This is a genomic window from Adlercreutzia equolifaciens DSM 19450 (assembly GCF_000478885.1).
Classification (GTDB): Bacteria; Actinomycetota; Coriobacteriia; order Coriobacteriales; family Eggerthellaceae; genus Adlercreutzia; species Adlercreutzia equolifaciens.
The window spans coordinates 1,857,640-1,870,106 of sequence record NC_022567.1 but is presented as its reverse complement, the minus strand read 5'-3'; the positions used below and the strand labels follow the sequence as shown (position 1 = coordinate 1,870,106).

The 12,467-nt window shown below is 65.2% G+C and carries 10 protein-coding genes; 7 read left to right on the top strand and 3 right to left on the bottom strand.

The window, feature by feature from the left end; all coding sequences use genetic code 11:
• Position 1: 1 nt before the first annotated feature.
• Entirely contained in the window at positions 2 to 1,615 is a 1,614-nt protein-coding gene (locus tag AEQU_RS07340) for a CTP synthase (RefSeq protein ID WP_022740297.1), read from the bottom strand.
• Positions 1,616 to 1,960: 345 nt separating this feature from the next.
• Between AEQU_RS07340 and AEQU_RS07335 the strand changes: the two genes are divergently transcribed.
• Positions 1,961 to 2,449 carry a DUF1269 domain-containing protein gene (locus AEQU_RS07335; RefSeq protein WP_022740296.1) on the top strand — a complete coding sequence of 163 codons (489 nt, stop codon included), beginning with the start codon at positions 1,961 to 1,963 and terminating at the stop codon, positions 2,447 to 2,449.
• A gap of 232 nt (positions 2,450 to 2,681) precedes the next feature.
• On the opposite strand, the gene AEQU_RS11910 is transcribed toward AEQU_RS07335, so the two are convergent.
• Positions 2,682 to 4,364 carry an FAD-dependent oxidoreductase gene (locus AEQU_RS11910; protein ID WP_158318405.1) on the bottom strand — a complete coding sequence of 561 codons (1,683 nt, stop codon included), beginning with the start codon at positions 4,362 to 4,364 and terminating at the stop codon, positions 2,682 to 2,684.
• Positions 4,365 to 4,619: 255 nt separating this feature from the next.
• On the opposite strand from AEQU_RS11910, the gene AEQU_RS07325 reads away from it, so the two are divergent.
• The 4 genes from AEQU_RS07325 (at position 4,620) to AEQU_RS07310 (ending at position 9,641) form a co-directional block, all read left to right on the top strand.
• Positions 4,620 to 6,152, top strand: coding sequence for a helix-turn-helix transcriptional regulator (locus tag AEQU_RS07325; RefSeq protein WP_022740294.1), 1,533 nt, complete (start codon positions 4,620 to 4,622; stop codon positions 6,150 to 6,152).
• A gap of 204 nt (positions 6,153 to 6,356) precedes the next feature.
• Positions 6,357 to 7,838: a DUF1846 domain-containing protein gene (locus AEQU_RS07320; protein ID WP_022740293.1), complete on the top strand. Its 1,482-nt coding sequence runs from the start codon at positions 6,357 to 6,359 to the stop codon at positions 7,836 to 7,838.
• A 3-nt stretch (positions 7,839 to 7,841) separates the two neighbouring features.
• Positions 7,842 to 8,609 carry a trimeric intracellular cation channel family protein gene (locus tag AEQU_RS07315; RefSeq protein ID WP_022740292.1) on the top strand — a complete coding sequence of 256 codons (768 nt, stop codon included), beginning with the start codon at positions 7,842 to 7,844 and terminating at the stop codon, positions 8,607 to 8,609.
• Between the two features lie 3 nt (positions 8,610 to 8,612).
• Positions 8,613 to 9,641, top strand: coding sequence for an asparaginase (locus AEQU_RS07310; protein WP_022740291.1), 1,029 nt, complete (start codon positions 8,613 to 8,615; stop codon positions 9,639 to 9,641).
• Here the strand turns inward: AEQU_RS07310 and AEQU_RS07305 are convergent.
• Positions 9,638 to 10,561: a site-specific tyrosine recombinase gene (locus AEQU_RS07305; RefSeq protein ID WP_022740290.1), complete on the bottom strand. Its 924-nt coding sequence runs from the start codon at positions 10,559 to 10,561 to the stop codon at positions 9,638 to 9,640. The genes AEQU_RS07310 and AEQU_RS07305 overlap by 4 nt on opposite strands.
• A gap of 451 nt (positions 10,562 to 11,012) precedes the next feature.
• On the opposite strand from AEQU_RS07305, the gene AEQU_RS07300 reads away from it, so the two are divergent.
• Both AEQU_RS07300 and rsmH read left to right on the top strand, forming a co-directional pair.
• Positions 11,013 to 11,489: a division/cell wall cluster transcriptional repressor MraZ gene (locus AEQU_RS07300; RefSeq protein ID WP_022740289.1), complete on the top strand. Its 477-nt coding sequence runs from the start codon at positions 11,013 to 11,015 to the stop codon at positions 11,487 to 11,489.
• 18 nt (positions 11,490 to 11,507) lie between these two features.
• Positions 11,508 to 12,464 carry a 16S rRNA (cytosine(1402)-N(4))-methyltransferase RsmH gene (gene rsmH / locus AEQU_RS07295; protein ID WP_022740288.1) on the top strand — a complete coding sequence of 319 codons (957 nt, stop codon included), beginning with the start codon at positions 11,508 to 11,510 and terminating at the stop codon, positions 12,462 to 12,464.
• The last annotated feature ends 3 nt before the right edge of the window (positions 12,465 to 12,467 follow it).

The window sequence follows — 12,467 nt, the reverse complement described above, 5'->3', positions numbered from 1 at the left end:
TCTACGCTCCCTTGCGTTCGTTGGCGGCTTCCACGAAGGCGGCGAAGAGGGGATGGGGTTTGCCGGGACGGCTCTTGAACTCGGGGTGGCCCTGGCTGGCGACGAAGAAGGGATGGTCGGGCAGCTCGATCATCTCCACGAGGCGCTCGTCGGGGGAGAGGCCCGAAATCACGAGGCCGCCTCCCACAAGCGCGTCGCGGTAGGCGTTGTTCACCTCGAAGCGATGGCGGTGCCGCTCGTAGACGATGGGTTCGCCGTAGGCCGCCGCCGCGCGGGTGCCGGGCACCACCTTGCAGGGGTAGGCGCCCAGGCGCATGGTGCCGCCCTTTTCTTCCACGTCCTCCTGTTCGGGCATCAGATCGATGACGAAGGGCGTGCCCGCGGGCGCCGCGTCGGCGAACTCGGCGGAAGTGGCGCCGTCCAAGCCGCACACGTCGCGGGCAAAGGAGCAGACGGCCGCCTGCAGCCCCAGGCAGATGCCCAGAAACGGCACGTTGTTCTCGCGGGCGTAGCGGGCCGCGGCGATCTTGCCCTCGAAGGCGCGGGCGCCGAAGCCGCCGGGCACGAGGATGCCGTCCATGGCGCCGAGCACTTTCTCAGCGTTCTTGTCGGTGAGCTCCTCGCCATCTATGAGGTGCACGTTCACGTGGCGCCCTGCCGCGATGCCGGCGGCCACGAGCGCCTCGTTGATGGAGAGGTAGGCGTCGGGCAGGCTCACGTACTTGCCCACCACGGCGATGTCCAGCTCGCCTGCGCAGGCGTCCTTCGCCTTCAGGAAGGCCCGCCACGGGGCGAGCTTGATCTTGCGGGGCGCCAGGCCCATCTTCGCCAGGGCCGAGATGTCGAATCCCTGCTCGTAGAGGCTGATGGGCACCTCGTAGATGGAGGGGGCATCGGGGCAGGCGAGCACGTCGTCGGTGTCCACGTCGCAGAACAGCGCGATTTTCTCGCGCACCCCATCGGTGATCTCGTGGTCGGATCGGCACACGATGAAGTCCGGCTGCACGCCCAAGCTGCGCAGCTCCTTTACCGAGTGCTGGGTGGGCTTCGTCTTCACCTCGTGGGCTGCGGCGATGTACGGCACGAGCGTCACGTGGACGAACAGCACGTTGCCCGGCCCCATCTCCTTCTTGAACTGGCGCGCCGCCTCGATGAAGGGCAGGCCCTCGATGTCGCCGATGGTGCCGCCGATTTCCGAGATGACGATGTCGGCGCCGGACTGCTCGGCCGCGCGGCGGATCCGCTCCTTGATGGCCTCGGTCACGTGCGGGATGACCTGCACGGTGCCGCCGAGGAAGTCGCCGCGCCGCTCGCGGGCGATGAGCGTCTGGTAGATGGAGCCTTGGGTGAAGTTGCTCTCGCGGGAGAGGTTCTCGTCGATGAATCGCTCGTAGTGGCCCAGGTCCAAATCTCCCTCGTGGCCGTCTTCGGTGACGAATACCTCGCCGTGCTGAAACGGGCTCATGGTGCCCGGATCCACGTTCAGGTACGGGTCCATCTTCTGCATGGTCACCTTATAGCCGCGCGCCTTCAGAAGCTGGCCGAGGGACGCGGCGGTGATGCCTTTGCCAAGCGACGAGACAACGCCGCCGGTAACGAAGATGTGCTTGGCCATGCCGGCCTCCTTCCGCCGCAGGCTCGCGCCCGGGCATGAAACATGCGCCTCGAAGCCGTGCGCCCGCGCGACTTCCCAACGCTTAACCAGCCTACGCCCCCAATGTTTCCGACATGAAACGCGCCGACGTTGTAACGCGTTCGAAACACGAGTCGGGAGCACCGGGGCAACGGGCGGCCAGTGAGGGAGGCGCAGATGGGCGCGCGCCATCCGGTCGCGCATCCTATAACGGGCCGACAACGGCGTGCCTTCCGCGCAGTGACGGTTCGCGGGCGCGTTGCGCTTTGCTGCGGGGTCATCTTTAGACTGGGCGTCAACGCAGTTTCCAAGAGAAAGGACGCGCTTATGTCTACGCTGCTCGTTTTGGGCTATCCCACCGAGGAGAAGGCCAAGGAGGCCTATCAGGAGGTGCTGAGCCTCGGCGACGATTTCATCGTGAACCTCCAGTCGGTGGCCGTGGTCGCCCGCCGCGACAACGACAAGTTCGACGTGGTCACGCCGGGCCAGCCCATCGGCAACTCCACCGTGTGGGGTCTGTTCTGGGGCATGCTGTTCGGGCTCATCTTTCTCATCCCCTTCTGGGGCGCCGCCATCGGCGCGGGCCTGGGCGCGCTCACGGGCTTCTTCGTGAAGCGCGGCGTGGACGAGGACTTCCAGGACCGTGTGCGCAACCTGCTGACCCAGAAGGACGAGGCGGCCGTGTTCATGGTGGTCAGCTCCATGACCGAGGACAAGTTCGCCGAGGCCATGCGCCCCTTCGGCGGCGACATCCTGCAGACCTCGCTGTCCATCAAGGACGAGGAAGAGCTCAAGTGCGAGCTCGGCAAGTGCTAGCGTTTGTCGCGACTGAGCTCTTTAAGGGCCCCCATCGGGGCCCTTTTCTATGGCTAGCAACTGCGAAAGCGCCCGTAAGGTCCATGGCGGTCTCGTGGCACGCAAAACGGCCGCGCCCCTGGAGCGGAGGGGCGCGGCCGCGTGGGGAGGCAGGTTGCTTTCGGGGCGCGGGACATGGGGTCGCCCGCGGCGCCGAGCGCGAAACTGCCCGCGAAGCCGTCCGAAGTCGGGGCTACTTCGCGAGATGCTGACCGAGGAGCCAGCCGAAGGTGACGCAGCGGCCCAGGGAGATGCCCGGGATGGTCACCTCGTTGTAGTCGATGCCGAACAGGCCACCGGCGTTGTTGCCCACGGCGTACAGCCCGGGGATGACCTCGCCGGCTGCGGTGAGGCACTCGGAATCGGCGTTCGTGGTGAGGCCTCCAACACTTACGCCGAGTTCCACGTTCATGCGCAGGCCGTAGAAGGGCGGCTGCTCGATCTTCGCCATAAGCTCGGGGCGTTTGCCGAAGTCGGTGTCGCCCGCGTCGACGAGCTCGTTGTAGCGCTTCACTGTGGCGAGGAAGGTGTCCGTGGCTTCGGGGGCAAGGCCCATGGCGCCGGCTAGCTCTTCCAAGCTATCGGCCTGTACGAGCAGGCCGCTCTCGATTTCCCAGGAGAACGCGAGCTCCTCCTCGCCTTCCGGCGTCCACGGATCCTGGATGCGCCGGCCGTCCTGATCCCAACTCATGCCGCCAGCATAGGGCATCTGGGCTGGCAGCTCCTCTCGCCACTTATCGTCCCAAATGGCCCATGAGGCGCCCGCGGGCTGAATCAGTTGCGCGTTGCCACCGCCGGTGTAACCCGTGTCCTCGTTGACATAGCGCTGGCCCAGGTTGTTCACGCGCAGGTAGGAATAGGCGTAGGCCATGAAGGTCATGAGGGGATGCGGCCCGGGTTGCATTGCGGCGCCGGCCCATAGTCCTATCTTGTGGCCGTCGCCGGTGCCGGTGCTCTCATTGATGAAGAAGTCGGGATCGAAGCTGTCGAAATCCCAGGCAGTGTAGTAGTCCAGCATCTCGGGGTCCGCTGCGTAGTCGCCGGCGGCCAGCACGACGCCCTTGGCGGTGTTCACCTGGAGGTAGCCGTCCTTGCCCTTGCACACGGCGCCGGTCACGCGACCGTCTTCGGTGAGAAGCTGTACAGCCTCGGTGAGATTGCGGTATTCGCCGCCGCCGTCCACCACCTCCTGCTGGAGGTTTGCGATCATGGCCTTCGTGGCCGCGTACCAATCTCCGTCGTCAGTGACGGTGCCCTCGTCCGGCCACAGTTCCACGACGTGAACATAGTTCTTGAAGTGGTCGCTGTTGCTCTTCATGGCGATGACCTCGGGCACGAACCCGTAGCCGCGGGCCTTCTCGAGGTACCAGTCGCCGGCTGCGCCCGACTCGGTCATGAAACGATAGACTTTGTCGCCACGGCAACGATGGCAAGACTTCTCCATATGGTCACGCGCCACTTCGTAGACGTCCACGGGCTCGATGTCCTTTTCGGCCATGATGCTGGGGTTCACGAGGCCGTAGTCGAGGCCGATGTTGCGCGGGGCCTCGGCCTTCTCCACGAGGAGTACCTTTAGGCCGTGCTCGGTGCAGCTGCTTGCGGTGACGGCGCCGGCGATGCCCGAGCCGATGACGAGCACGTCGGTGTCAATGGTCTCGGTGATCTCGCTGGCGTCGATGGGCGTGGGAGCCGTGAGGAACGAGGGCTCCCCAGTGGCGGCGAGGCCGTCGTCGCTGGTTGCGGCGCCGGCCGACGAGGGAGACGGGGCTGCGCAGCCGCCTACCATGGCAGCGCCGGCCAGCCCGGCTCCGCCGAGGGCCGCCGCTTTGAAGAATCCGCGCCGCGAGAGCGCTGTATCGTTTCGGGTTTCGTGCATCGTGCTCATCCTCCCATATCCTTTCTCGTTGAGCGTAAGGGGCTTGCGCCGTTTTCAGCTTCGGAGCCTCCTTGCAAGGATCCGTGTCGCTTTGGCGCGGGTGCCTTCGTCATCCTATGGCGATCGCGGTTGGTCGCCCAGACCGCGAAACTGATGAAAATGTCGCTAACCGGGGTGTTCGGCCATCCCCACTTTTGGGTGAAATTGAGAAAGGGGAGGGGCGTTATCTGGCATAATGCCCCTGGAAGGAGGAACGTGGTGAACAACGCTTGGCAAACAGCGCGTGCAACACTGGCCATGCCCCTCGTGTGGGCCATGGCTCTGCTGTTCGCGGCCATGGAGACATCCTCGGCCTTTCCCGTGGGGGCGTTGCAGGCGCTCTCGGGAACGCCGGGGCCGCCGCTTACGGCCTTCGGGGGCCCGGAGCTGCTCTCGGTAGCCGCCTACGGGCTGCTGTTCGCGGCAGCACGACCTATCGGCAGCGCAATCGCTCATCCGTGGCTCTTCGCGGTGGCGCCCGCTGCCAATGTGCTCGGCATGCTGCTGTGCGCGGGTGCGTCGGACAGCGCTTACGGCATCGCTTCTGCGTGGATCGGCGTTACGTGCGTGCAGGGAGCCTCGGCGCTCCTTACCGTGATGGTGCTCGAGCTGCTGTGCTCCTGCTCGTCTCTGTGGGTTCTCCGTGCGGTGGTGGGCAGTGCGCTCGTCAACGCGCCGCTGGCCGCTATTGGGGATGGGGCGCCCTTCGGCGGAGCCATCGCGCTCCTCGTCGCCGGGTCGGCGGCTTTAGGGCTTTCCTATCGAGCGTGGAGGCGCGGTGCGTGGGCTCCCTGTGCGGACCCGGTGTTCAAGCGGATCGGTTCCTTCCCGCCCTCCCTCGTAGCGGGCCTGGCGGTGGTGTCCGCGGGCTTCGGCTTTCTCCAGCAGCTGCTCTACCAGCAGGACATCGAGGTGGTCGTCGGCGTCATCACGGGCACTAAGTTCGCCGCTGTGCTGCTGTTCGTGGCCGTGGCGGGGCTGCTCGGATCGGCTTTCGTCGCCATGCTGGCCAAGACGCTCATCACTTTCGCCACTGCGGCCTTTCTCGTGTTCCTCGCCCAGGGCGGCTACTCGCCCCTGTCGAGCGCCCTCATGTCCACGGGCTATTCCCTCTTCGAGATGACGACCTATCTGGTGCTGGCTGAGCTGGCTCTGTCCCTGCGCGTGCGGCCGCTGTCGCTGCTCGCGGCCTTCTATCTGATCGAGACCGTGGGCTATCTGGTGGGCTGCTCACTGGAAGCGGCCGCCGATGCCGGCGCCCTCGACGGGCGTATGGTGGCGGCGGTGCTGGCCCTGGCGCTGCTCGTGTGCGCCGTGTGGGTGTTCACCGAGAAGCACGTGAACGATCTGCTGTGGGGCCGTGGCGGCGAACCTGCGGCTGGGGTCGCCGCGCGGGAGCCGGAGGGCGGTGCGAGTGCGGAAGCCTTGGAGGCTGCGGGTATAGAATGTGACGCGGGCAGTGCAGTGTCCAGTGCGGAGGTCGGCGATGCGGAAGCAGTGCGCGATCCGGCGGCATCGGGCCCCTACGGCCAGGGCGTGACCCTCGTGGCCGAGCGGTTCCGGCTGTCGCCGCGGGAGACCGAGGTGCTGCGGCTGTTCGCCGCAGGTCGCTCTGCCGCCTTCATCGCGGAGTTGCAGTTCGTCACCACCAACACCGTGCGTTCTCACATCAAGCACATCTACGGAAAATGCGACGTCCATTCCCGCCAAGAGCTCATCACCCTCATAGAACGCGCTACCGATCGGTAGAGTGTCGGCGATCGGTCCGATAGTCGGCAAGTGCCCCCAACTCCGGGCGTTGCGCCGTCTGTGCAAAAGACGCGAACGCGATGATTTAACGGAGGCGAAACGAGGGCCTGCGCTATACTGGATCGGTCATCGACGCTGGCGGTTGCCGGTGCCCGTTTGCGGAGGCGCCGCCGCGGTCCCATTCATGCGAAGGAGTGTCGCCCTATGCGCGAAGGTTTCGACAACGACAAATACATCGAGTTGCAGGCGGAGCGCATCCGCGAGCGCATCAACCAGTTCGGTGGCAAGCTGTACCTGGAATTCGGCGGCAAGCTCTTCGACGACTACCATGCCTCCCGCGTGCTGCCCGGCTTCAAGCCTGACACGAAGATCTCCATGCTGCAGTCGATGAAGGACGAGGTGGAGATCGTCATCGCCATCAACGCCAACGATATCGAGCGCTCGAAGGTGCGCGGGGACTTGGGTATCACCTACGATGAGGACGTGCTGCGTCTCATGGACATCTTCCGCTCCATGGGATTCAAGGTGGGCTCGGTCGTCATCACTCGCTATGCCAACCAGCCCAACGCCGACCTGTTCCGCCGCCGCCTCACGGCCATGGGCATCACGAGCTATCTGCACTATCCCATTCCGGGGTACCCCAACGACATCGATCACATCGTTTCGGATGAGGGCTTCGGCAAGAACGAGTACATCGAGACCGAGCGCCCGCTCGTGGTGGTGACAGCCCCCGGTCCGGGCTCGGGCAAGATGGCCACCTGCCTCTCGCAGCTCTATCACGAGCACAAGCGCGGGGTCACCGCCGGCTATGCGAAGTACGAGACGTTCCCCATTTGGAATTTGCCGCTCACCCATCCGGTGAACATCGCCTATGAGGCGGCCACGGCCGATCTGGACGACGACAACATCATCGATCCCTTCCATCTGGAGGCCTATGGCGAGACCACGGTGAACTACAACCGCGACGTGGAGATCTTCCCGGTGCTGCGCGCCACGATGGAGCGCATCTCCGGCGCATGCCCGTACCAGTCGCCCACGGACATGGGCGTGAACATGGCGGGGCTCGCCATCTCCGATGACGCCGTGTGCCGCGAGGCGGGCAACAACGAGATCGTGCGCCGCTATTTCCAAACGGCCGAGGAGATCAAGCGCACGGGCGTGGGCGAGGCGGCCCTGAAGAAGATCGAGCTTTTGATGAACCAGGCGGGCATCAACCAGAACCTCTCGCCGGCCCGCTCCGCGGCGCTGCTGAAGGAGGAGACCACCGGAGGCCCCGCCGGCGCCATGGTGCTGCCCGACGGGCGCGTGGTCACGGGTAAGACGGGCAATTTGCTCGGCGCGGCGTCGGCTCTGCTCATGAATGCGCTCAAGGGTGTCTCGGGGGTCGACGACGAGCTGTACGTCATCTCCGACGACGTGCTTGAGCCCATCTGCCACTTGAAGACCGCCCATCTGCGCAGCCACAATCCGCGCCTGCACTCCGACGAGACGCTGCTGGCGCTGTCCATCTCCTCGGTGCACAACCCGCTGGCGGAGAGGCTCATCGACAACGTGGACAAGCTGCGCGGCTGCGACGCCTACTTCTCGGTCATCATTTCGGCGGCCGACGAGAAGCTCTACCGCACGCTCGGCATCAACGTGTGCTGCGAGCCGAAGTACGAGCAGCATCGCTACTACCACAAATAAGCCATGGAGCAGCTCTTCGCCGGGGGAGGCGCCCTGCAGGTGCCCTTCGGGGCCGACTTCTTCAGCGTCGCCGTGGGCGTTCTCACCGGGGCCATCTTCGCCTGCGATCGCAAGCTGGACATCGTGGGCACCATTGTGCTGGGGCTCGTGACGGCCTACGGCGGCGGCATCATCCGCGATCTGCTGCTGCAGGATCACGGGGTCTACTTCATGGAATATCCCGAGGTCATCCTCATATGCATCTGCCTGGCGGTGTTCGTGTTCTACTTCCGGGGGCTGTTTCGCCACACGGGCCAGGTGCTGTTCTTCGCCGACGCGCTTTCGGTGGCCCTGTTCGCTCTGGCCGGGGCCAACAAGGCCTTCGCTTGCGGGGAGGGCTTCGTGATGGTGGTCATTTTGGGCGCGCTTACCAGCGTGGGCGGCGGCGCTCTGCGCGATATCTCGGTGGGGGAGACGCCGGGCGTGTTCCAGCGCTCGAACTTCTACGCGGTGGCCGGATTCGGCGGCGCGTTCGTGTTCGCGGCCATGGCTTTCGCGAAGGCACCGCTTGTGCTGGCGGCGGCAGCCTGCGTGTTCACTGTGGTATTTCTGCGTTACCTGTCGGTGTACTACGATTGGAAGACCTCCGACGAGGCCGACCTCACGCCGAAGGTGGCCCGTGGCGCGCGAACGGCCAAGCACTTCTGCGCCGAGCTGTTTCGCCGCGCCACCCTGCATCGCAAGAAGGAGCCCGCTACCCGCGCCTCGTGGTTTCGCCATCGAAAGGATTAGCTTATGCAACCGCGCATTCTCATCGTGTACACGGGGGGCACCATCGGCATGACCGAGGATCTCTCCACCGGCGCGCTCGTGCCCTTCAGCTTCGATCATCTGATGAAGAACGTGCCGAAGATCGGGCGTCTCGGCTTTAACCTCGATCACGTGGAGATGGATCCGCCCATCGACTCCTCGAACATGAACCCGGCCTGCTGGGCCCGGATAGCGTCCGTGATCGCCGACCGCTACGAGGACTTCGACGGCTTCGTCGTGCTGCACGGCACCGACACCATGGCCTACACCGCCTCGGCGCTCTCGTTCATGCTGCCCGGTCTGGCCAAACCGGTGGTGCTCACGGGAAGCCAGCTGCCCATCGGCGAGATCCGCGAGGACGGCACCGAGAACCTCATCACGGCGCTGCAGATCGCCGCGGCCCGCACCGAGGCCGGCGCGCCCATGGTGCAGGAGGTGACCATCTCCTTCGGGCGCCATCTGTGGCGCGGCAACCGCGCGACGAAGGTCAGCTCCACGAACTTCGGCGCCTTCCAATCGTTCAATTATCCGCCCTTGGCCGACATGGACCTGCACATTGTGTTCCGCGAGCGCCTGCTCGCCCGGCCCGCTGCGGGAGGGACGCTGGCGCCGGCGCTTTCCATGGACGATGCGGTGTCGGTGGTGTTTCTGTATCCCGGCATCACCGAGGCGGTGCTGCGGCCCCAGCTGGAATCGAAGGCCGTGAAGGCCGTCGTGCTGCGCACGTTCGGCGCCGGCAACGCGCCCACCGAGTCGTGGTTCACCGAGCTTATCACCGATACGGTGCGCGCGGGAAAGGTGGTCGTGAACGTGACCCAGTGCCCTGCGGGCGGTGTGGAGGAGAAACGCTACGCCACCGGCGACGCTCTGGCGCGCTCCGGCGTCGTGTCCGGTTACGACATGACCTGCGAGGCGGCCCTCACCAAGCTCATGCACTTGTTCGGCCAGGGCCTCACGGCGGCCGAGGTGGCCGCCGCCGTGGCGCGCCCCCTCGCCGGGGAGATGACGGTCTAGATATTCATTTTGTCGCGGGGATGGGCGTGGGCGTATTCCTCGTGGAGGTGGGTGCGGTCGAGGTGCGTGTACACCTGCAGCGTGGACATGTCGGCGTGGCCCAGAATTTCCTGCAGCACGCGCAGATCGGCGCCGCCCTTCAGCATGTGGGTGGCAAACGAGTGGCGCAGGGTGTGGGGGTGCAGATCGTAGCGGCCGATGACGCGGCCGGCCTTGCGCGCCAGGTTGAAGACGCTCTGGCGCCCGAGGCGGCCGCCCCGCTGGTTCAGGAACACCGCAGCCAGAGCATCGGCGGTCGGGTTGGCGGCCGCGCGCGCGAGGGCCGGGCGCCCTTCGGCCAAATACCGGCGCAGCGCGCGCTCGGCCGCGCCGGCAATGGGCACGATGCGCTCCTTGGACCCCTTGCCGAACACGCGCAGGAAGCCGTCGTCGAAGTTGACGGCCTCCATATCGAGCCCCACGGCCTCGCTGGCGCGCAGCCCGCAGCCGTAGAGCACTTCCAGAAGCGCCCGGTCGCGCAAGTCGCTCGGCCGGGTGCCCACGAAGGCGTCCAGCATCTCGCCCACTTCCTCGATGGAAAGCACGTCCGGCAGCCGGTCGGCGGCCTTGGGAATGTCCACGGCGTCGGCCGGGTTCGCATCGGTGAGCCCCTCGCGCACGAGGAACCGGTGGTAGCCGCGCACGGCGGAGATGCGCCGGCGCACGGTGGTGACGGCGAGGTTCTGCTCCATGAGGCTGCGCTCGAAGGCGGCCACCTTCTCGCGGTCGATGTCGTCGAAGCCCTCCACGCCCTCGCCGTCGAGGAAGGCGAGGTAGTCCTCCAGATCGCGTCGGTAGGCCTCGGCCGTGCGCGGCGATGCCCCGCGCTCGATGCGCAGATGGGACAAGTACTCGTCCAGGGCGTTCTCTAATTCGAACACGGGGCTCCTTCTCTCGGGAGATCTTCCGACTTCTCGCTGCGCCTCCGGTCGGGGCGGCGCAGGACTCGGCGCAGGGTGCGCGGGCCTCATTGTAGCCGCTCAGCGCCCGTCTTGGCGCGCCTCTTCAAATCTCGTTCACAGGTGGCGCGTGCACGGGTACATGCCCCATCGCGCCCCACCATCCCCATGGGTCGGGCATATCTAGTGGCCATTGTGCGCAATACCTCAATACGAATACAAGATATGGGAAATACTCTCATTTTCCTTTGGTTACCCTTCCATATCTTGAGGATGACAAGTGGGGCGAAAATAGGGCAAAAGTGGGAGAAAATGTTGCGAAGTGGGGCATTGTGGGGTAATATGCGTGCTGTGGAAAACGACCGAGCGGGATTTCGAAACGCACTCCAAACGAAATCAAATCCCCCTCAAAACGCAGCACGGAAAGGAACACGTGGCCGCCACTGCCGACACCGAAGGGACAAGCGAGCTGCCCCAACATGGGGTAGATCTCAACGGCGAGTTCCATTTCAAGGTCGACGGCAAAGGTCGCATGGCCCTTCCCGCGAAGTTCCGCAAGGTTCTTTCCAAAGATCTCGTGGTGACGCCGGAGCTGACCAACGAGTGCGTGTACGTGTTCGAGACGCCCGATTTCAACGAATGGGTCGAGAAGCTGTTCATCGATCGGTTCGGCGAGTACAAGGAGTCCGACCGCGAGCACGTCAAGCTTCGCCGCGTGCTGAAGAGCCGCGCCCGCGATGTCGAGGTGGACGCCTCGGGGCGCATCATGCTGTCCCCGGAAGTGCGCGCCGCCGTCGGCATCGACAAGGAAGTCGTGGTCGTGGGCAACACGGGCCGCTTCGAGATCTGGGACGCTGACCGCTTCAAGGCCATGAGCGACGAAGTCGATCTGGGGCTGTTCTACAGCTAGGCGGAAAGCGAGCGAACCGTGACAAGCGAATACCGGCACATACCCGTTCTTCTCACCGAATGCATCGACGCCCTCGACCTTCCGGACCATCCGGTGTTCGTGGACGCCACGCTCGGCTTCGCGGGGCACTCCTTCGAGGCGGCCAAGCAATTGGGCCCAGGCGGCCTGCTCATCGGCATCGACCAGGACGAGGTGGCGCTCACCGAGGCCGCCGCGAAGCTGGAAACGATACCTGCGGGCGATCGTCCCGAACTCGCGCTTCTGCGCGGCAACTTCGGCGACCTCGATGAGCTGCTCGCGAGTTGCGAGATCCCCGGCATCGACGCGATACTGTTCGATCTGGGCGTCTCGTCGGTGCAGATAGACACGCAATCACGTGGCTTCTCCTTCAAGGAGAACGGCCCCCTCGACATGCGGATGGATCCGGGGAAACAAACCCTAACCGCAGAAGAGATCGTCAACACCTACAACGCAGCAGATCTCACTCGGATCATTCGCAGTTACTCGGACGAGAAGTGGGCGAGCCGCATCGCGGACTTCATCGTGAAGGCGCGGGCGGACGCTCCGATAACCGAGAGTGGTCAGCTGGTCGATGTGATCAAGGCGGCCATACCCGCCTCGGCGAGGCGCGCGGGGGGACATCCCGCCAAGCGCACCTTCCAAGCCCTTCGGATTGAAGTCAACTCGGAGCTGACCGTTCTGCGTCGCGGCCTTGATGCGGCGGTCCGCTGGCTCAATCCGGGCGGCATCATCGCGGTGATCAGCTACCACTCTTTGGAAGACCGCATCGTGAAGGACGCCTTCGCGGCATTCGCGAACCGATGCACCTGCCCGCCGGACATCCCGGTGTGCGTGTGCGGAAAGCAGCCGGTACTCGATCTTATCACCCGCAAGCCTCTGCTTCCGACGACAGAGGAAATCGAGCGGAACCCCCGCTCGCGCAGTGCCAAGCTGCGCGTGGCGCGCAAGCGCTAGGGG